The sequence below is a fragment of the Colwellia sp. MB02u-10 genome (genome assembly GCF_014077185.1).
Taxonomy (GTDB): domain Bacteria; phylum Pseudomonadota; class Gammaproteobacteria; order Enterobacterales; family Alteromonadaceae; genus Cognaticolwellia.
This window is the reverse complement of record NZ_JACGVK010000104.1, coordinates 191,486-211,579: the sequence shown is the minus strand read 5'-3', so window position 1 is coordinate 211,579 and position 20,094 is coordinate 191,486. Positions and strand designations below refer to the sequence as shown.

General features: G+C 41.1%; 16 protein-coding genes and 1 tRNA gene. 12 read left to right on the top strand and 5 right to left on the bottom strand.

The window, feature by feature from the left end; all coding sequences use genetic code 11:
• Window positions 1–140: 140 nt before the first annotated feature.
• Both H4J59_RS05030 and yhbY read right to left on the bottom strand, forming a co-directional pair.
• On the bottom strand, window positions 141–485 hold the full coding sequence (locus tag H4J59_RS05030; RefSeq protein ID WP_182237324.1) for a rhodanese-like domain-containing protein: 345 nt from the start codon (window positions 483–485) through the stop codon (window positions 141–143).
• Between the two features lie 161 nt (window positions 486–646).
• Window positions 647–943 carry a ribosome assembly RNA-binding protein YhbY gene (yhbY, locus tag H4J59_RS05025; RefSeq protein WP_182135275.1) on the bottom strand — a complete coding sequence of 99 codons (297 nt, stop codon included), beginning with the start codon at window positions 941–943 and terminating at the stop codon, window positions 647–649.
• Window positions 944–1,160: 217 nt separating this feature from the next.
• On the opposite strand from yhbY, the gene rlmE reads away from it, so the two are divergent.
• The 12 genes from rlmE to H4J59_RS04960 all read left to right on the top strand — a co-directional run bounded on the left by rlmE (window position 1,161) and on the right by H4J59_RS04960 (window position 11,095).
• Complete coding sequence (gene rlmE / locus H4J59_RS05020) at window positions 1,161–1,790, top strand: 23S rRNA (uridine(2552)-2'-O)-methyltransferase RlmE (RefSeq protein WP_182135277.1); 630 nt, start codon at window positions 1,161–1,163, stop codon at window positions 1,788–1,790.
• A 77-nt stretch (window positions 1,791–1,867) separates the two neighbouring features.
• Window positions 1,868–3,820 carry an ATP-dependent zinc metalloprotease FtsH gene (gene ftsH / locus H4J59_RS05015; RefSeq protein ID WP_220469722.1) on the top strand — a complete coding sequence of 651 codons (1,953 nt, stop codon included), beginning with the start codon at window positions 1,868–1,870 and terminating at the stop codon, window positions 3,818–3,820.
• 190 nt (window positions 3,821–4,010) lie between these two features.
• A complete protein-coding gene (gene folP / locus H4J59_RS05010) occupies window positions 4,011–4,790 on the top strand; it encodes a dihydropteroate synthase (protein ID WP_182237576.1) in 780 nt (259 codons plus the stop codon).
• A 68-nt stretch (window positions 4,791–4,858) separates the two neighbouring features.
• On the top strand, window positions 4,859–6,196 hold the full coding sequence (gene glmM, locus H4J59_RS05005) for a phosphoglucosamine mutase (RefSeq protein ID WP_182237320.1): 1,338 nt from the start codon (window positions 4,859–4,861) through the stop codon (window positions 6,194–6,196).
• A gap of 126 nt (window positions 6,197–6,322) precedes the next feature.
• Window positions 6,323–7,093 (top strand): triose-phosphate isomerase, encoded by a 771-nt coding sequence (tpiA, locus tag H4J59_RS05000; RefSeq protein WP_182237318.1) that lies wholly within the window; start codon window positions 6,323–6,325, stop codon window positions 7,091–7,093.
• A gap of 1 nt (window position 7,094) precedes the next feature.
• The gene (gene secG, locus H4J59_RS04995) at window positions 7,095–7,490 is read left to right on the top strand and encodes a preprotein translocase subunit SecG (protein WP_259369390.1); all 396 of its coding nucleotides are present in this window, start codon (window positions 7,095–7,097) and stop codon (window positions 7,488–7,490) included.
• 138 nt (window positions 7,491–7,628) lie between these two features.
• A tRNA-Leu gene (locus H4J59_RS04990) sits at window positions 7,629–7,713 on the top strand.
• Window positions 7,714–7,953: 240 nt separating this feature from the next.
• Window positions 7,954–8,481 carry a hypothetical protein gene (locus H4J59_RS04985; RefSeq protein WP_182237316.1) on the top strand — a complete coding sequence of 176 codons (528 nt, stop codon included), beginning with the start codon at window positions 7,954–7,956 and terminating at the stop codon, window positions 8,479–8,481.
• Window positions 8,482–9,069: 588 nt separating this feature from the next.
• The gene (locus tag H4J59_RS04975; RefSeq protein ID WP_182237314.1) at window positions 9,070–9,939 is read left to right on the top strand and encodes an MBL fold metallo-hydrolase; all 870 of its coding nucleotides are present in this window, start codon (window positions 9,070–9,072) and stop codon (window positions 9,937–9,939) included.
• A 16-nt stretch (window positions 9,940–9,955) separates the two neighbouring features.
• Entirely contained in the window at window positions 9,956–10,372 is a 417-nt protein-coding gene (locus H4J59_RS04970; protein WP_182237312.1) for a YeeE/YedE family protein, read from the top strand.
• A gap of 5 nt (window positions 10,373–10,377) precedes the next feature.
• Window positions 10,378–10,788, top strand: coding sequence for a YeeE/YedE family protein (locus tag H4J59_RS04965; protein WP_182237310.1), 411 nt, complete (start codon window positions 10,378–10,380; stop codon window positions 10,786–10,788).
• Between the two features lie 97 nt (window positions 10,789–10,885).
• The gene (locus H4J59_RS04960; protein ID WP_310733160.1) at window positions 10,886–11,095 is read left to right on the top strand and encodes a hypothetical protein; all 210 of its coding nucleotides are present in this window, start codon (window positions 10,886–10,888) and stop codon (window positions 11,093–11,095) included.
• A 386-nt stretch (window positions 11,096–11,481) separates the two neighbouring features.
• Here H4J59_RS04960 and putA read toward each other — a convergent pair whose 3' ends face one another.
• The 3 genes from putA to H4J59_RS04945 form a co-directional block, all read right to left on the bottom strand.
• Window positions 11,482–15,312, bottom strand: a complete 3,831-nt coding sequence (gene putA / locus H4J59_RS04955) for a bifunctional proline dehydrogenase/L-glutamate gamma-semialdehyde dehydrogenase PutA (protein ID WP_182237308.1) — start codon at window positions 15,310–15,312, stop codon at window positions 11,482–11,484.
• A 297-nt stretch (window positions 15,313–15,609) separates the two neighbouring features.
• Window positions 15,610–18,729: an efflux RND transporter permease subunit gene (locus H4J59_RS04950; protein WP_220469721.1), complete on the bottom strand. Its 3,120-nt coding sequence runs from the start codon at window positions 18,727–18,729 to the stop codon at window positions 15,610–15,612.
• Window positions 18,729–19,991, bottom strand: a complete 1,263-nt coding sequence (locus H4J59_RS04945) for an efflux RND transporter periplasmic adaptor subunit (protein ID WP_182237306.1) — start codon at window positions 19,989–19,991, stop codon at window positions 18,729–18,731. The genes H4J59_RS04950 and H4J59_RS04945 overlap by 1 nt, the downstream gene beginning before the upstream one ends.
• Window positions 19,992–20,094: the final 103 nt, after the last annotated feature.

The following is a 20,094-nucleotide window of genomic DNA, read 5'->3' as shown; positions in this document are numbered from 1 at the left end:
ATTTGACATGAGTTACCTATGTTAAATAGTGAAATGGTTAAATAGTTAAATGATAACTATGATAACTGAAAAGCAAACCCACTTAATAGTAGATAAGTGGGTTTAAGGTGATAAAACCAGTGACATTAATTTATTATATGTTACTGGTTTTTTTGTGCTAGACAAACACTGTTATGATCGCAACTAATCGCTTTAACATTAGTATAGCCAATGCGTTGTAATTGCTCAGCAGCCAATGTGGCGCGACCACCAGAAGCGCAATGGACATAAATTTCCATATCCCCATCAGTGCAATATTTAGCAATGTTCATCTCTAATACACCACGTGGAATGTTTATTGAATTTGTTACTGGCGAGGCAGCAGTCTCAGCAGGCTCTCTAACATCAATAAATGTGGCATTTTTGTGCGTAAATGCTTGTGCGGCGCTAACACAATCAACAGAATTTTTAGCTTGTGCAACTAATTCAGGTACCGATAAAATCATTTTTAAACCTTACATAAATTTATGTGATAGCTATAGTCTATGCTAAGCATAAAAGTTTGTATATTAGTTTTTCCTAATGTTTGTTTTTAACAAAATATAAAGTCCAAGATATAAAAAAAGAGCCGAAGCCCTTTTTTACATTACCAAAGCATTTAAATTAATTACATTTTTGGTATACGAATTTTCTTTTCTTCTGTTTGGCGAAAGATAACTAAGGTTTTACCGATCACTTGTACTTGAGTTGAATTAGTTTCACGACCAATAGCTTCAATAATAAGTGCTTTGGTTTCACGATCTTCTGTAGGGATTTTAATCTTAATCAATTCATGGTGGTTTAACGCGTAGTCAATTTCTGCAACTACTGCTTCGGTAAGGCCGTTATTACCTAGTAATACAACGGGTTTAAGGCTATGTGCCAGACCTTTTAAATACTGGATTTGTTTTTTATTTAAGTTCATTAACAATTATCATTACAAGTTAGCTTGAATTTTTGCTATTTTAACTCCATCTAGTGTGTATTACTAATTTTGTTTACGAAGTGTCAGCTTTTTACCGTATTTTTATGGTTTTTTTTTGGTTAATATAGTCATGTCGTTATTTTATTGGCAAATAAGACAAATCGGTATCTCGAAATGCAAGCAAGCTTTAAACAACAAAAATATATAAGTGGATTGAATGAGTAAGAATAAAGTCAGTGTCAGTAGTGCCCGATGGCTAAAAGAGCACTTTGATGATGAATATGTAAAAAAAGCACAAAGATTGGGCCTACGCTCACGTGCTATTTTTAAAATTGAAGAGATAAATAATAAAGATAAATTGATCAAGCCTGGCATGAAGGTGGTTGATTTAGGTGCGGCTCCTGGCGGTTGGTCTGAATACGCCACGAAAGTGGTTGGTGATAACGGGCAAGTTGTTGCATGTGATATTTTAGCGATGGCTCCTATTGCCGGTGTTGATTTCCTGCAAGGTGACTTTCGCGAAGAAGCGGTACTCAATGCTTTATTAACTCGCATTAATGGTAAGAATATCGACGTTGTTATGTCTGATATGGCAGCAAATTTTACTGGTAATGATACTGCAGACGCGGCCCGTAGCATGTATTTAGTGGAACTAGCACTTGATATGTGTAATCAAGTTTTAAAGAAAGACGGCGCTTTTGTAGTGAAAGTGTTTCAAGGAGAGGGCTTTGAGCAATTTATGAAAGATGCTCGAGTCGCATTTAAAACCGTTAGAACTCGCAAGCCTGAATCATCACGTGCTCGTTCACGTGAAGTTTATCTTGTGGCGACTGGCTTTAAATTGTAGTAAATTATAGTATATCGGGTGGAATTATTTCATCGCACCATTTTGAACATTAGCAAGAGGTCATTAAGTTGAGCGATATGGCAAAAAATCTTATTTTATGGTTAGTTATTGCAGTTGTATTGATGTCTGTCTTCCAAAGTTTTACCCCTGGAAGCGGCAAAGAACAACAAGTGGATTACACACAATTTGTCCAAGACGTACGTCAAGGTCAAGTTAGAGAGGTCGACGTTGATAGAAACGGCGTCATTAATGGTATTAAACGTAGCGGCGAAAATTTCGTTACCGTTATTCCTGGTGGCTATGATCGTGATTTAATCAACGATTTAGTGAAGCAAGGTGTTAATGCATCAGGTGAGTTACCGGAAGAAACTAGTTTCCTAACTACTATTTTTGTTTCTTGGTTCCCCATGATATTGCTTATTGGTGTATGGATTTTCTTCATGCGTCAAATGCAAGGTGGTGGTGGTAAAGGCGCGATGAGTTTCGGTAAATCGAAAGCGCGTTTATTAGGTGAAGATCAAGTTAAAACTACTTTTGCCGATGTTGCGGGTTGTGACGAAGCAAAAGAAGAAGTTGCTGAATTAGTAGATTATTTAAAAGAGCCTTCACGCTTTCAAAAATTAGGTGGTCGCATTCCATCAGGTGTTTTACTGGTTGGACAGCCAGGTACGGGTAAAACTTTGCTAGCTAAGGCTATTGCGGGTGAAGCGAAAGTACCTTTCTTTACTATCTCTGGTTCAGACTTTGTTGAAATGTTTGTCGGTGTGGGTGCTTCTCGTGTTCGTGATATGTTTGAACAAGCGAAGAAAGCTGCGCCTTGTATTATCTTTATCGATGAAATTGATGCTGTAGGTCGCCAACGTGGTGCTGGTATGGGTGGCGGTAATGATGAGCGTGAACAAACACTAAACCAAATGCTAGTTGAAATGGATGGTTTTGAAGGTAATGAAGGCGTTATTGTTATTGCCGCCACTAACCGCCCTGATGTATTGGATCCAGCATTATTACGCCCTGGTCGTTTTGACCGTCAGGTAACTGTTGGTTTACCGGATATTCGTGGTCGTGAACAAATTCTTAAAGTGCATATGCGCAAAGTACCTTTAGGTGATGATGTTAAAGCATCAGTCATTGCTCGTGGTACCCCTGGCTTTTCAGGTGCTGATTTAGCTAATTTAGTTAACGAAGCCGCTTTATTTGCTGCACGTTCAGCACGTCGCGTTGTTGGTATGGCTGAATTTGAAAAAGCAAAAGATAAAATCATGATGGGCTCTGAGCGCCGTTCTATGGTGATGAGTGAGTCAGAGAAAGAAATGACCGCATATCATGAAGCAGGACACGCCATTGTGGGTCGTTTAGTGCCAGATCATGATCCAGTGTATAAAGTCAGTATTATGCCTCGTGGTCGTGCCCTAGGTGTTACTATGTACTTACCGGAACAAGACCGTTTTAGTCACAGTAAGCAGCATTTAGAAAGTAATATTTCATCTTTATATGGTGGTCGTATTGCCGAAGAACTTATTTACGGTTTTGACAACGTATCAACGGGTGCTTCAAATGACATTGAACGTGCAACACAACTTGCACGTAAAATGGTCACGCAGTGGGGCTTTTCTCAAAAAATGGGTCCTATGCTATTTGCTGAAGAAGAAGGTGAAGTGTTTTTAGGTAGATCATCGTCTAAGTCGTTAAATATGTCTGATGAAACTGCCCGTGCTATTGATGACGAAATTAAAGACTTCATTAATCGTAACTATGAACGTGCGTCAACTATCTTAAAAGAAAATGAAGATATTTTACATGCGATGAAAGATGCCTTAATGGAATATGAAACTATTGATGCATTACAAGTTGATGATTTAATGAATCGGACTAAAGTTCGTCCACCAGCTGATTTTGGTGCCAATGACTCTGATGGTAAATCAGATAATAACGCCGATTCAAGCAAACCATCAGAAAAAAAAGATGAAGATAAGAAACCATCAGCTGAGCCTACTAACGCCGATGATGCTTCAGATGCTCCTGCTAAATAATTAGCAATACAGTATTAAGAGCCCCAATGGTTTAAATCATTCGATTTATTAACTATTGGGGCTTTATATTATGTGAAGTTTGATTATTTATTTCAATTGCTATTAATTAACAAAAATCAACAGAGAGAATGCGGTGTTAAATCGTCTTAATTTTTCAAATTCATTAGTAGATTTATCAACACCACAGGTAATGGGTATTCTTAATGTTACGCCAGATTCATTTTCAGATGGTGGCAAATATGCTCAATTTGATTATGCGCTTGAGCAAGCTCAGCAGATGATTGCTGATGGCGCCACCATTATTGATATTGGCGGCGAGTCAACACGCCCTGGCGCTGAAGCAGTTAGCGAACATGATGAATTAGCACGGGTTATTCCGGTATTAAAGGCAATTAAACAACGATTTAATATTCTAGTCTCTATTGATACCAGTAAAGCCTCGGTGATGAGTGCTGCGATAGATGCAGGTGCTGATATGATCAATGACGTGCGTGCATTACAAAACGATGGCTGTTTAGCCGCTATTGCAAACAGTAATATTCCGGTTTGTTTAATGCATATGCAAGGCATACCTAAAAACATGCAAAATAGCCCAAGCTATGACCATGTTATTAATGATATTATAGTGTTTTTTCAACAACGTATTGATACTTGCCTAAACGCGGGCATCGCCCGAGAGCGGCTCATATTAGACCCAGGTTTTGGCTTTGGGAAAACCCTAGAGCAAAACTTTTATTTACTGGCCAATTTGTCTAAATTTAATCAATTAGGTTTACCTTTACTTGCCGGCTTGTCGCGCAAGTCTATGATTGGAAATTTGTTAAACCGAGAGGTTGAACAACGTCTTGCGGGCAGTTTAGCTACTGCAATTATTGCAGCTCAGCAAGGAGCTCATATTATTCGTGTTCACGATGTTCAAGAAACTGTGGACGCATTAAAAGTATTAAAAGCGGTAACTGATCAGCAATAAACGGTTACGTTAAACACTGATGTATTAAAAAGGCTAATGCTAAAGCGATTAGCACAAGGGAGAAAGTAATGTCAGAAAGAAGATATTTTGGTACCGATGGAATTCGTGGCTTAGTCGGTCAATACCCAATTACCCCCAAATTTGTGATGAAATTAGGCTATGCCGCAGGTCGTGTTTTGGCTGCACAAGGCACTAAAAAGGTCTTAATTGGCAAAGATACTCGTATTTCAGGCTACATGCTGGAATCTGCATTAGAAGCGGGCCTTTCTGCCGCAGGTATCGATGTAGGTTTATTAGGGCCAATGCCAACACCCGCTATTGCCTATTTAACAAAAACTTTTCGTGCTGAAGCCGGTATTGTGATTAGTGCTTCACATAATCCATATTACGATAATGGTATTAAGTTTTTTTGTCAAAACGGACAAAAGCTACCTGATGATGTTGAATTAGCCATTGAAGCTGAATTAGATAAAGACATGGGTTGTGTTGAATCAGCGCATTTAGGCAAAGTTACCCGTATTGCTGATGCAGCAGGTCGCTATATCGAATTTTGTAAGAGTAACTTTCCAAGTCACTACTCATTAAAAGGTATGAAGATTGTTGTCGATTGCGCACATGGCGCCACATACCACATTGCCCCTAGTGTTTTTCGGGAGCTAGGCGCCGAAGTGATTGAAATAGGTACCTCACCTAATGGCACCAATATTAATCATGAATGTGGAGCAACATCGATGGCAGCTATCAGTGCTGCGGTTATTGAGCACCAAGCTGATTTAGGCATTGCACTCGATGGTGATGGTGATCGCTTAATGATGGTTGATCACACAGGTTACGTGATGGACGGTGATGAAAGTGTTTATGTTATCGCTTGTAACGACTTAAAAAATGGCAAAATTGACGGTGGTGTTGTTGGTACTTTGATGAGCAATATGGGCTTAGAGCTTGCACTTGCTGATTTGGATGTGCCATTCGCCCGCAGTAAGGTGGGTGACCGCTATGTCATGGAAATGCTAAAGCAAAAAGGTTGGAAATTAGGCGCAGAAAACTCAGGACATGTCATTAACCTAAATCATACCTCAACAGGTGATGGTATTATTGCTGCATTGAATGTATTAACGGCTGTGTGTAATACCGGTAAAACGTTATTTGAATTACGCCAAGGCATGAAAAAATTACCACAAATTTTAGTCAATGTAAGGTTTTCAGGTAACAGCGATCCTTTAATTGATCGTGATGTTGTTGCCGCGGTGAATAAAGTTAATGAAATATTAACGGGTCGTGGTCGTGTGCTATTAAGAAAATCAGGTACTGAACCCTTAATTCGTGTGATGGTTGAAGGTCCTGAACATCATGAAGTTACTGACTTAGCACATGAAATTGCCGAGGCTGTAAAACAAGCTTTTTAGTCAAGAATGTTAGTTGATTTTAACGGTCGAGTGAATAATGAGCAATTAAACATGATATTGCTTGAATTACTTGTATCTTGCCGGCAGGTTAGTTAATATCTCGCCGCTTTGATTTAGGAATGAAAAATGAATAGACGTGCAATAGTTGCAGCAAACTGGAAAATGAATGGCAGTTTGGCATTAGTCAACTCAATGGCTTCAGAGTTAAGTAAGGTTACGTTAAATGAAAATGTTGAAGTTGTCGTTTGTCCTAGCTTTCCATATTTAGCGGCATTTAGTTTGGCAAGTTCGAAGGCGAACTTAGCAAGCACGTTTAGTTTAGGTGCGCAAAACCTAAGTGAACATGCTAAAGGCGCTTTTACAGGTGAAGTATCAACATCAATGTTACAAGAAGTGGGTGTTAACTACGTTATTGTTGGACATTCTGAACGTCGTAGTATTTATAAAGAATCAAGTTCATTGGTTGCAGAAAAAGTTCAGGCGGCATTAGCTGCTGGCCTTAAACCTATTTTGTGTGTAGGTGAAAGTGAAGAAGAACGTGTAGCTGAACAAACCGAACTCGTTTTAGCCGCGCAATTACAGCCGGTTATTGATGAAATTGGTATTGAGAAATTTGTAGATGTTGTTATTGCGTACGAGCCTGTTTGGGCAATAGGTACTGGAAAAACAGCATCGCCAGAAATGGCGCAAACAACCCATCAGTTTATACGCGAATTTATCGCGAAAATTGATGAAAACGTCGCAGTTAAAGTGCCATTGTTGTATGGTGGCAGTGTCAATGCGACAAACTGTGAAGAATTATTTGCACAAGCTGATATCGATGGTGGATTAATCGGCGGTGCTAGTTTAAAAGCCGAGGAATTTAAAATAATTTGCTCGGCAGCAAAGGGAAAATAAAATGTTGTATCAAGTGTTAATTGTAGTGTATTTGATCGTTGCGTTGTGTTTAATTGGCTTAGTGCTGATGCAACAAGGTAAGGGCGCAGATATGGGCGCATCATTTGGCGCTGGCTCATCAGCCACTATTTTTGGTTCAAGCGGTTCTGGTAACTTCTTAACAAAAGCGACAACTTACTTAGCGATAGCATTTTTTGCCATCAGCTTAGTTTTAGGTAACTTAACCGCTAACCGTGTTAATGCAACTGACGAGTGGAATAATATTGAAACTCCTGCTGGGCAAATAGCTCCAGCGACAGATGCTATACCTACTGAAAGCGTTGAGCCTAAAGCTGAAAACGCTGACGTACCTGGTAGTGACGTTGCGGTAAAAAAAACTAGCGACGTACCAAACTAGTTTTAAGATATTTACAGATTTGGCGTAATTGGTAGACGCGCCACACTGAGGGGTTGTAGCCTCAAAAAGTTAACTTGTTAATTAACCTCATTATTAGCAAGTTAACTTAGTAAAACAGATAGTATAGTTTAGTATTGCGCGGTTGTGGCGGAATTGGTAGACGCGCCAGCTTGAGGGGCTGGTGATTTAGGTCGTGGGGGTTCAAGTCCCCCCAACCGCACCACTAAACTTATACAAATAGATATTTAAAGGCTGATTCGTAATGAATCGGCCTTTTTTCGTTTGGTTGCTAATTGGTTGCTAACTATTTTGGTGAGTTATCAATATCGGCAGATACTTCCCTGACATAGATCTTATATTTGTCTTCATCCTAGATAAAATTTATATTTTTAATCTGATATGCCACTCAATTAGTCGGCTTTCAAATGACCATCAAACCATCAAACCAATGCACTTAAACTAAATGATGCATATTGTTATTAATATTACAGAAGATCTTGATTCTCTTGATAATAATGACAAAATTATCGCCATAGGCTCATCAAAAATAATTCAGTATCAATATCAATCCTCTGCAGAAATGATGGGGAATTACTTCAAAATAATTGATGAGTCTAATTCGCAAATTCTTACTCTAATAAACAAGTACACCATCCAAAGCTCTCAATATTTCCCCGTTTTTTCGTTCAGTAATATTTATTCAGGTATAAATAATATTGAAGTGCTCAAGGAAAGGCAAAGAACTAAGGTGCAATCTGCAATAGATTCGATAACAGCTCCTTGTAAGGTCAAACATAATACAATTTCGGAGATCATGGCTGACGCTAGTGTCACCGAAAGTAATAAGTACAATGCCATTCTTTGGTCTACATATAACGGAGATTTGTCATTGCAAGAAGTCGAAGAATTCTTAAGAATATTTCCGAATAAATCTGATACGCCCTATAGGCGATTATTATGTGCTTATGACATTAAAAAATATGATATTTAGTAGGGCTATAACAAAGTATTGCACCGGACTCGCTGCGCTCGCGCGATGAATGCGGCGTTGGTAGTTAACAGGACACCCATGATAACGAGCAGCCCAAAAAAATAGTTTTGTGATTTATTACGATGAGTGTCTTTGTCATTTGTCTTTGTAATTTTACAGCTTGGATAGCGCGCGATATATGGTTGGCAAGCAAAACAAACTGGTCAGTTAGTTTGGATTCACCTATCAACAGTTCTAATCTTGGATTTCAGCGGCATTTCTGCTACCGGTAAAATGGCCACCGGCTGGGCTGCGATCAACTTTCGATAGTGGACAGCGGCTGGTCCAGATTACGCCATTGTTCAATGCCGCCTACTATTATTAATGAGCTGGTGACCGCAGTATTCTCATTCATGCTCATCCATGCCCAGGAAGAAGGTCAGTGCTGGCGCCGTTAATATTGAGCCACCCGCCCCAACAAACCCAAACTTAAACCTATGATCACGGCGCTTAACAGCAACATCACTAGCATTAAGTTGTAGATACCTTGATTTATATCAAATATTACGAATATATGATATAAAGGGTAATTTAATCAAGGAGTTAATTGTGGCGATTCAGGTTAAGGTTTTTTTTCACCAGGACACCGGCACACTAAGTTACCTGGTGGTCGACAGTCAGGCGCAACATGCGGTAATCATCGACAGCGTGTTGGATTTTGATATCGGCTCAGGGGAGGTTAAAGCAGAGTTTGCCAATCGGCAGTTGGCATATATTGCTGATAACAACCTTCAGCTAGTGTGGATCCTGGATACTCATGCCCACGCAGATCATTTCAGTGCGGCCAATTACTTACGCACGAAAACTGGGGCCAAGACCGTAATAGGCCAAGGGATCACCGAGGTTCGATCACGCTTTTCCAAGACCTTTAATCGGGCCACTAGTGGGCTTGGCGAACAGCCTGATTTTGATTGCTTGTTAGCAGAGGGGCAACAACTGGTGTTTGGTTCAGCTGCTTTGTCTGGCATCAGTACCCCAGGTCATACTAGTGATAGCCTCAGTTATCTGATTGAAGACAATGTATTTGTTGGCGATACCCTGTTTATGCCAGATGCAGGTACGGCCCGTTGTGATTTTCCTGGCGGTGATGCAGATACTTTATGGGATAGCATCGCTCGCCTGCATAGGCTTCCGGATCATTATAAGATTTGGGTATGTCACGACTATCAGCCGGATGGGCGTGAACTGCGCTATCAAACCACGGTAAAAGAAAGTCGTGAATCCAACATATATGTGGGTAGTCACAGGCAAAAAACTGAGTATGTCGCATTACGTAAAAAGCGTGACGCAACACTCGGCGCGCCCAAATTGTTGTATCCGTCTTTACAAGTTAATTTGTGGGGCGCATCTTTGCCTGAATGTGAAAGTAATGGTGTTCGATATATTAAGATCCCCTTAACCGATAGAGTAACAAGCTGAAAAGGAAATAAAACTGATGGAAAATATTTATCTACAGGCCTTGATGGGCGGGGGCCTCATAGGTGTCGCGTCTTTGCTGCTGATGTTATTTAACGGCCGTGTCGCAGGGGTGTCTGGGATTACCCACGGCGCGATCACCTCATTGGCGCCCGCGAATTGGTGGCGCTGGTTGTTTTTAGTAGGATTAATTATCGCGCCGTTAATTACCGCCCTGTTTGGTTATGGCTTACCCACTAGTATGCCAGTTGGCTTACCGCAATTGGCTATCGGCGGATTAATCGTTGGCGTTGGCACCCATTACGGCTCAGGGTGTACTAGTGGCCATGGGATATGCGGTATTGGCCGTTTATCTAAACGCTCGTTGGTCGCCACATTAACCTTTATGCTCAGCGCTATCGTTACTGTCGCTGTGATCAATCACGTCATTGGATAACTGTTATGAAACATAATTTAACTGCCTTGATTGCGGGCCTGCTATTTGGAGCGGGTTTAACCATTTCAACTATGATCGACCCAGCCAGAGTTCTGGGGTTCTTAGACATATTGGGCGCTTGGGATCCCACTTTAGCCTTCGTCATGTTAGGTGGTATAGCGGTCTACTTACCCGGTTACCATTTTCTAATCAAGCCTCGTCAAAGTACTTTATTAGCAGGCGATTTTCATGTGCCGCAAAAAAAAAGGGTAGATAAACCCTTGCTTATTGGCTCAACTTTATTTGGAATTGGCTGGGGATTAAGCGGCATTTGCCCAGGGCCAGGATTAGCCAATCTTTCCGGCGGTTTGCCCGCTATTTGGGTCTTTGTGTTGTGCATGCTGCTTGGTATGTTAGTGGCATCCAAGTTAAAATAAGCACTATTAATGGAAATCAACGACATGTATGCCAACGCTGGAAAGGCCGCCATATGGTTAAAAGCCATGGCGAATCAGCATAGGTTGATGATTTTTTTTGTTAAATGACGGGGAGCGCTGGGTCTTAGAGTCAAACAAACAGATAGCGATCCCACAATCTAGCTTGTCACAACATCTCAGCCAGTTGCGCTGGGAAAAGTTAGTGGCCACCAGACGTGACGCGCAAACTATCTATTACTCGTTGGCCAGCGCAGCAGTGCAAGCGATCATTGCCACCTTCTATCAAGTGTATTATGCGCCAAAGTAAACAGCATAGAAAAAGGAATCTGACAGAGAGGAAACGTTTTCAACAGAATTTTAGCCGTTACTTAGAGCATGGAATAGAGCATGGAAATTTTAGCTTCAGGTTTGGAAAGGTTAGGGAATATAGCGAAAGAGTGCGTTACAGCACTTTATTTTACCTATATACAAGAGCGGCTTAAGGTAAATGTTGTCTAGGATTTATAGCCTCGAACGTCCTTGTAAAGCTATAGTAAAATCCTTTGCCCTACGATTATCATATGTGCTAAAAGTAGGGCAGAGGTCAGCGTCGCGTTGCTGATTTTGTTTGTCAATAATACCTTAAGATGACGGTTGCTCAGTCAAGGGCTTCGCTTTGAATGTTAGTATCCAAAACGAACCGCCCATTAATCGCTAATCTTCTTCATCTAAGGTCATCAGTGACGTATTACCACCAGTAGCTGTGGTATTAATACTGATCGCTTTTTCTGTTAATAATCGTTGCATTAAATTATCAAAATATTTTGAACTGATCACAGGTAAAATTGCACCTTGACGTTCTGCTAATTTTTCACTGATATAATGTTTACGGTCGCAATGACTATCCACAACAACACCTGATAATCCAGGCTGTGCCAGCAAGGTTGTTAAATGGCATAAGCGGGCAATTTGAAAAATATTCTCATCTTCGCCTGTGGCAATAAGTTCATCTCTAACAGCGATTGCTTGATCATAAAACAAGTCAGAAACAACCGAGATCACGGTATTACCGGTTGCCAAGGCCGTTACGACAGAAAGCAACCAAAAGTGAAAAGTAACATTTTCGTCAGCAAAACAGATGATGTTGCCACGATTTTCTAAATATAGCATATTAGACTCACCCGTTGGACCCGGTAAAACGCTTGGCTCCTTCAAGTGTTTTTCAATATCAATTAATTGTGAGCGCGCCGCTTGTAAAGTCTGGGTTAAATCGTCTGCTAAATTATCCATGATATCGATATGAGCTATTTTTTCTAATACTTCGCTAACACAAGATATACGGGTATTTAACTCGCTCAAGCGCCAGATTTTTTCTGCTGTACTCGCTCTGTCCATAAATAATACGGCTTGTGCATCGGTATCGCTGTTTGAGTCTTGTGCTTGCTGTGGTATTAAATTCAGTTTCTTGGCATCGGGCGTTGTTATTTCTTTAACTAAACGCGTTAAATAATATGGGCCACCTGCTTTTGGCCCTGTACCTGAAAGGCCACGACCACCAAAAGGTTGCACACCGACAATAGCGCCAATCATATTGCGATTTATATACACGTTACCTGCTCGTGATAGTTTCGCCAAATTTATCGCTCGCTGTTCAATGCGGGTATGTATACCCATAGTTAAGCCAAAACCTGTGCCGTTAATATCATCAATGACTTTTTCTATTTCATCACCTTTAAAGCGAACAATATGAACACAAGGACCAAATACTTCCTGTTTCAGCACGCTAATATTCTCTATTTCATAAAGTCGTGGCGCAAAAAAGAAATGTTCGTTATCTGCTATTTCATTTGTTATCTCATCAGCAATATCGCATTGGTATAATAGTTGACCATGGGTTTTCATATAGTCACTGTGAGCATTGAGTGAATCTAGCGCTTTTTGATCAATAACAGGACCTACGTCAGTACGCAGTTTTTCTGGGTTACCCACATGCAATTCTGCTAATGCGCCTTTAAGCATGGTAATAACATCATCAGCAATATCTTCTTGTAAAAATAATACTCGAAGTGCAGAACAACGTTGACCTGCAGATTGAAATCCTGAAGAAATAACATCATCAATGACTTGTTCAGGTAGGGCGGTAGAGTCAACTAACATACAGTTTTGACCACCCGTCTCAGCAATAAAGGGCACTTGATCGCCGCCTCTCTCAGCCAATGTTTGCGAAATTATAGTTGCTGTTTTACTAGAACCGGTAAAAATAACCGCTTGTATACCTGCATTAGGAATAATAACGCTACCCACATCACTACCCTTTGCAATAACGGCTTGTACAACGCCATGGGGTAATCCAACAGAGGTCATTAATTCAATAGCGCGCAATGCAATTAAACTTGTTTGCTGGGCCGGTTTAGCTAACACAGTATTACCCGTAGCAATGGCAGCAGTCACTTGACCTATAAATATAGCTAACGGGAAGTTCCAAGGGCTGATACATAACACCACACCACGGGCTTCTGAACGATTATCTTCTGCAAGTTCAATCGCTTGTTGTGCATAGTAGCGACAAAAATCAACTGCCTCTTTGACTTCATCAATACCATCTTGTGCCGTTTTCCCTGCTTCCTTGATGCATAAGGCAATTAACTCGTCGATATGCTGTTCAAGAACATCAGCAACACGGCATAATAAGTCCGCGCGTTCAGATACAGGCGTTTGTGACCATGAAGCAAATGCGTTTTGAGCGGTTTCGACCATCGCAAGCATTTCATCCTTGCTGTGATGTCGTTGAAAACCAATAATTTCACTATGCTTTGCTGGATTTCTAATAGCGATTGACCCTTCTGGCAGATCATTTTCAGAAAACAAGTGATTCACAAGCCAGTTATCCAGTGATTTTTTTAAAGGGGTTACTGTATTGATATCGGTTAAATCTAGGCCCTTGGAATTATCTCGACCGACACCTTTTTCATCATGGTATAACGCGATGGGTTTGATTATTTGGCCGTTATATTTGTCTTTTAAGCGATGAATTTTTTCAATGGGATCGACAAGTAAAGATTCGACCGGTTGTGACTCATCAATAATGGCATTAACAAAGGAAGAGTTAGCGCCATTTTCTAACAAACGACGCACTAAATAGGCGAGTAGATCTTTATGAGGACCCACAGGTGCGTAGACGCGACATTGAACATTTTCATTGCTAACAACTTGGTCATATAACGAGCCACCCATGCCATATAGACATTGAAATTCAAAACTTGTTTTGTCATCGCCCGCCAGTTCAAGAATAGTAGCGACAGTATAAGCATTATGCGTCGCAAACTGTGGAAAGATGGTATCTCTATATTCTAATAATTTTTTCGCACAGGCGATGTAAGATACATCAGTAGAAGCCTTGCGAGTGTATACCGGAAAATGCGGATAACCCCCTTTTTGGCTGTTTTTAATCTGAGTATCCCAATAAGCACCTTTTACTAAGCGCACCATCATTTTTCGGTCAACACGCATGGTTAGTTCACGTAACCAGTCAACTATAAAGGTGGCGCGTTTTTGATAAGCTTGCAGGGCCATTGAAAAGCCATTCCAACCTGCTAACTCATCATCACTAAATACCGCCTCAATAACATCAAGAGATATATCTAATCGCTCAGATTCTTCCGCATCAACAGTTAAACCAATATTGTAGCTTTTGGCTTGCAAACAAAGTGCCTTAAGTTTGGGAGCAGCTTCAGCCATTACCCGTTCTTTTTGGGCAAATTCGTAACGCGGATGGATAGCAGAAAGCTTAACTGAAATACCAGGCAATTTGCGAGGGTCGTTCTCACCTGACGCACGAGCAACTGCGCCTATGGTATCTATGGCAACTTGATAAGCTTTAAAATACTTTTCAGCGTCGACCATGGTTCGCGCACCTTCACCTAGCATGTCGTATGAATATACGAAGCCTTGCTGCTCTTTCTTGGCAGCATGATCAGTTGCTTCTTGAATCGTTTCGCCCATAACAAACTGCTCACCCATAATTTGCATGGCGTAGTTCATTGCCTTACGAATGACAGGCTCACCTAATCGACCAATAACCTTCTTCAATAAACCAAAGCTATCTTTTTCCCGTTCATTAGCATAGTCAACCATGGTTCCGGTCACTAATAACCCCCAAGATGAGGCATTAACGAACAGTGAATCACTGCTGCCTATATGACTGTCCCACTGCCCTTTAGATATTTTGTCACTAATTAGGGCATCTTGAGTATGCTTATCTGGTACACGTAATAAGGCTTCGGCTAAACACATTAACACCACACCTTCTTCACTTGATAATGTGTATTCTGCCAGTAAGGCATCTATCGCACCGTTTCCCGATTCGTCTCTACGTATTTTCAGCGATATTTTACGGGCTTTTTCCCACGCTCTGCTGACAGCATCATCGTTAACTTCAGCTAACGGTAAAATATGCGCTACCGCAACACTTTCATCAATACGATAGAACTCGCGAATTTTTTGACGCGTAGGGGACTCAGTGATGTTTGAATGATTAAAAAGCATATGCTTCACCTCAAATTTTTTAAAAATGTTTTGCAATTACATAAGTTAATTACAATTTAATTTACTGCTTCGATTGAATGTAAAATTCAGTTGGTGTGAATCAACAGAAGCTCACATTGTCATTAGGGTAGTCTTCATCATTTTTATGCAGATTAAGTTAATATTTTTCGCTCATCAAAATAGCGCTAGACTGACCACTGAAGCCTAGTTCACTAAAATATTTGAATACACTTTGACCCATAAAAAAGCACCTAACCTAAACACTTTTTTTGCGCTGAATAAAATTGAATTTTTGCCCTAACTTTGACGGTCACTTTTTAACTCTTCAGTTTTAAATAGGCGCATGACCCATATAAAGAAGAAGGGCGCGAAAAATAAAACCAATATTGTTGTAGCCGTAATACCCCCTAGTACACCAATGGATATCGCGTTTTGCGCTCCTGACCCTGGCCCTGCGGCAAATGCCAAAGGCATCACACCTAAAATAAATGTCAGTGATGTCATCAAAATAGGGCGAAGTCTTTGTTTAGCCGCCATCACCGCTGAATCATAGGGATTCATGCCTTCTTCGAGGTTGGTTTTTGCAAATTCAATAATCAAAATTGCATTTTTGGCCGCCAAGGCAATGGTCATTAATAAGCCCACTTGAAAGTAAACATCATTTGCTTGTCCAGACCACCATGTGGCCAAAACAGCACCAAATATACCCAGTGGGACCGTTAGGATAATTGCCAAGGGAATTGTCCAGCTCTCATATAAAGCTGCCAATGCTAGAAACACAGCTATGATTGAAATCATGTAAACAATCCATGCCTGACCACCCGATTGTTTTTCTTCATAGGATAAGCCGGTCCACTGCAAACCAATTCCACTTGGCAAGCTTTCAGCGAGTTTTGATATCTGGTTAAGGGCTTCACCTGAACTAATGCCTTGTGCGGCCTCACCTTTAATTTCAAGAGAAGAATTGCCGTCAAATCGCGTTAGCTTGGATGCGCCATATGTCCATTCGCCTGATCCAAACGTTGACAGAGGCACCATTGCACCCGAGTCATTGCGCACGTGCCATCGTTCTATATCAGTTGGCAGCATCCGATACTCAGCGTCCGCTTGCGCGTATACTCTTTTTATGCGGCCGTTTTCTATGAAGTCGTTGATATAAGAACCACCAAGAGCGGTACTTAAGGTTTGATTAATTGTTGCCATTGACACACCTAATGCTAACGCTTTGCCGGCATCGATATCAATATCATATTGTGGACTAGGCGGCAGTCCGTTGAAACGAACCCTATTTAGCAGATCGCTTTGATTTGCCTCTCCAATGAATTGTTGCATTGCCTCATTAAAGGCGACTTGTCCCAAACCGGCCCTATCGACTAGTTGAAATTCAAAACCACTTGAGTTTCCTAGCGCTGATACTGCTGGCGGCACAATTGGAATGATCATGGCGTCTGGCACAGTTGACAATGCCTTGCCAGCTTGTTCACTGATCTGGAAGACGCTTTGACTTTCTTCGCGCTCCGCCCAAGGTTTCATTTTAATAAAACCGATACCCACATTTTGACTGTTGCCAGAAAAGCTGAAACCCGCAGCAGTGAATATTCCTTCAACCGCACCGTTTGTCTGGTCTAAATAGAAGTCCTCGACTTGCTTATTTTTCTCAACGGTTTGTTGTAGCGTTGAACTTACAGGCCCGCTAACTAGGGTGAACATACGTCCTTGATCTTCATCAGGCAAAAATGAAGTGGGTATTTTAACGAATAAACTAATTGCAGCCGCAATCATGGCTAAGAAAACTAATGGTAAAAAAATTCGACTTGCCAATAATTTCACTAGTAAGTTTTCATGTCCTCTCTTCAACTTTTTAAAGCCCCGATTGAACAAGCCAAAAAATCCTGTTTTCTTTTCTGTCTTGCCTTGTTTTAAAACGATGGCGCACAAGGATGGGGAGAGACTTAGCGCTATAAAAAGCGAAATGCCCATGGCTACGGAAATTGTCACCGCAAATTGTCGATAAATTACGCCTGTTGAACCTTCAAAGAAGGTAATCGGAATAAACACCGCCCATATTACAACCGTTGTGCCAATAAGCGCCCCTGAAATTTCTTTCATGGCTTTAATTGAAGCAGCCTTTGGTGTCATATCAGGATTATTTTCCAATTTGTTTTCAATGTTTTCGGTAACCACTATCGCATCATCAACCAACATACCAATGGCTAATACCAGCGCAAATAATGTTAAAATATTGATGGAGTAACCAAAAACATAAAGAAACGCAAACGTGCCGAGTAACACAACGGGTATTGCCACAGTTGGGATCAAAGTCGCACGTGATGTTTGTAAGAATGCGTAAAGGACTAAAATAACCAATAAGGCAGCAATCACCAGCGTTTTGATTACTTCATAAATTGACGCTTGTACAAAAGGTGAAATATCTACTGGATAGGCGATTTCTAATTGCTCAGGAATGATGTCGCTAAATTCTTCAATTCTGTCTTTCACCGCTTGAATGGTTTGTAAAGCATTGGCATTAGGAGTCAACTCGATCGCAATTCCTGATGCAGGCCGGCGATTGTAGCGTCCAATGACACTGTAACTTTCTGCACCAATTTCAACGCGGGCAACATCACCTAAGGTTGCTTGGGAGCCATCTTGATCAACCGTTAGTAAAATTGCTTCGAATTCCGCTACGGTTTCAAGTAATGACTGCGACGTAATTGTAGCGTTGAGTTGCTGTCCTTTAACACTCGGCGCACCACCAATTTGACCGGTAGCTAGCTGTACATTTTGCTCCTGAACGGTATTAATGACATCTTGTGTTGTAATGTTGAGATTGTACATGGATTGTGGATTGAGCCAAATACGCATAGCGTGCTCAGGGCCGAATGTCCTAATTTGTCCTACGCCATCAATCCGGCTGAGTGGTTCTTCTAGATTAGACGCCAAGAAGTCAGAGATTTCATTTCGTCCATATGAATCATCCGTTGAATAAAAACTAACGATAAGGGCGTAACTGCTTCCCGCTTTTCTGACCGCAACGCCTTGTCTCTGGACGGCTTGAGGAAGCGATGATTCTGCTTGCGACACTTTATTTTGTGTTTGTACCTGCGCGATATCAGCGTCAGTTCCTGGCTCAAAAGTAAGATTGATATTTGCACGTCCAGATGAGGAACTTTGAGATTGGATATAACGTAAATTATCGATACCCGTCAGATTTTGCTCGATTACTTGTGTCACCGTATTTTCGAGTGTTTGCGCCGATGCGCCTGGATAAGTAACCGATATTGATATCTTAGGTGCGGCTATATTTGGGTATTGTTCAACCGGCAGTGATGTAATGGCTAGAGAGCCTAAGCCCATAATAACGATGGCAATAACCCACGCAAAAATGGGTCTGTTAATAAAAAATTTAGAGATCATTAATTCGAGCTCGTTTTGTTATTGTTAGCGTCACCTGTAGCACTGTCATCAGATTTCGTTGCTCCAGAGGACATACCAGAGGACATATTAGTTGAATCCTTCGATTTGATTTTTTTAGGCGCGACTTTGGCGCCCGGCTGCAACATCATTGCCCCCACTACAATAATGGTATCGCCAATTTTAAGACCGCTTTTGATTACCCAATTATTTTTGTAAGTGCCGCTGGTGACCACTGCACGCTTGCTTGCTATATTATTAGCATCAACAATCCAAACCGTCTTTGAGCCATCGGCCTCTATACTGACGGCTTTTTGCGGCACTATGATTGTTTCTTCAATTCCTATTTCCTCAATGGTTCCACGCACGAACATGCCAGGTAACAAAGCCCCATTTGGGTTTGGAAAGACAGACCTCAACCGAATCGTACCTGTGTTTTCATCTACGGCTAAATCAGTAGCATACATGCTACCCTTGTGGGGATAGGTAAAATCGTTATTGCCAAATAAAAGCGTTACCTCAAATTTTGCATCTTCGCCTTTGGTCATGCGACTGGTCATCAAACTTTGCTGCAAAGTCTTTGCATCGGCCGCCGACTGAGACAAGTCGACGTAAACTGGGTCAAGTTGTCTGATTGTTGCTAAAGCTGTTTGTTGTTGGGCAGTAATGAGGGCGCCCTTAGTCACAGTCGATGGGCTAATATAGCCTGAAATGGGGGCATGTACTTTTGTGTAATCAAGGTTGATTTTTGCTTTTTTTACCTCAGCCAGCGAGAGGGCAACAGCGGCGTTGGCTTTTGCCACATTTGCCTTTGCGCTATCAAACGTTTGCTCGCTTACTGTGTTGGTTTTTATCAGGCTTTGATAGCGGCTTTGGAATGCAAGGGCAAGCTCAAGTTCAGCTTTGCTATTTTGCAAACTCGCCTTTGCACTTTGATAATCGGCCTGATATCTTGCCGGATCAATCTGGTAGAGTTGCTGACCTTTTTCAACAAGGCTACCTTCTTCAAAAAAGCGTGATTGAATGATGCCGCTCACTTGAGGACGAATATCAGCCGTCATAAATGCTTTCACGCGGCCAGGCAACTCATGATTTAAAGCGATTGCTTGCTCTTTTATTGTTACCACGCCTACTTGGTGTGCAGGGCGCTCTTTTGTTTGCAATTCATTATCTTGAGAAGCGTCTGATGTGCTTTTATCAGCGTTATCTCCACAGCCGGCAGTTATAAGTAAGCCAAGCGCTGCGATGAAAAAGAAATACTTCATCTTCCTCCTTAAGTTTTTATTAATTACGAATTTTTAAGTCTTAGCAGAAATTAAGTCCAGATAAATTTTAGATAAGACCCTACACCATCTCATGTTTAAAGAC

Bases quoted from the DNA above. Each gene is read 5' to 3' on its own strand.
- H4J59_RS05030 (WP_182237324.1), bottom strand. From the start codon at position 485: ATGATTTTATCGGTACCTGAATTAGTTGCACAAGCTAAAAATTCTGTT.
- H4J59_RS04945 (WP_182237306.1), bottom strand. From the start codon at position 19,991: ATGAAGTATTTCTTTTTCATCGCAGCGCTTGGCTTACTTATAACTGCC.
- yhbY (WP_182135275.1), bottom strand. From the start codon at position 943: ATGAACTTAAATAAAAAACAAATCCAGTATTTAAAAGGTCTGGCACAT.
- folP (WP_182237576.1), top strand. From the start codon at position 4,011: ATGGGTATTCTTAATGTTACGCCAGATTCATTTTCAGATGGTGGCAAA.
- H4J59_RS04985 (WP_182237316.1), top strand. From the start codon at position 7,954: ATGATGCATATTGTTATTAATATTACAGAAGATCTTGATTCTCTTGAT.
- rlmE (WP_182135277.1), top strand. From the start codon at position 1,161: ATGAGTAAGAATAAAGTCAGTGTCAGTAGTGCCCGATGGCTAAAAGAG.
- H4J59_RS04965 (WP_182237310.1), top strand. From the start codon at position 10,378: ATGAAACATAATTTAACTGCCTTGATTGCGGGCCTGCTATTTGGAGCG.
- H4J59_RS04970 (WP_182237312.1), top strand. From the start codon at position 9,956: ATGGAAAATATTTATCTACAGGCCTTGATGGGCGGGGGCCTCATAGGT.
- tpiA (WP_182237318.1), top strand. From the start codon at position 6,323: ATGAATAGACGTGCAATAGTTGCAGCAAACTGGAAAATGAATGGCAGT.
- glmM (WP_182237320.1), top strand. From the start codon at position 4,859: ATGTCAGAAAGAAGATATTTTGGTACCGATGGAATTCGTGGCTTAGTC.
- secG (WP_259369390.1), top strand. From the start codon at position 7,095: ATGTTGTATCAAGTGTTAATTGTAGTGTATTTGATCGTTGCGTTGTGT.
- ftsH (WP_220469722.1), top strand. From the start codon at position 1,868: ATGGCAAAAAATCTTATTTTATGGTTAGTTATTGCAGTTGTATTGATG.
- putA (WP_182237308.1), bottom strand. From the start codon at position 15,312: ATGCTTTTTAATCATTCAAACATCACTGAGTCCCCTACGCGTCAAAAA.
- H4J59_RS04950 (WP_220469721.1), bottom strand. From the start codon at position 18,729: ATGATCTCTAAATTTTTTATTAACAGACCCATTTTTGCGTGGGTTATT.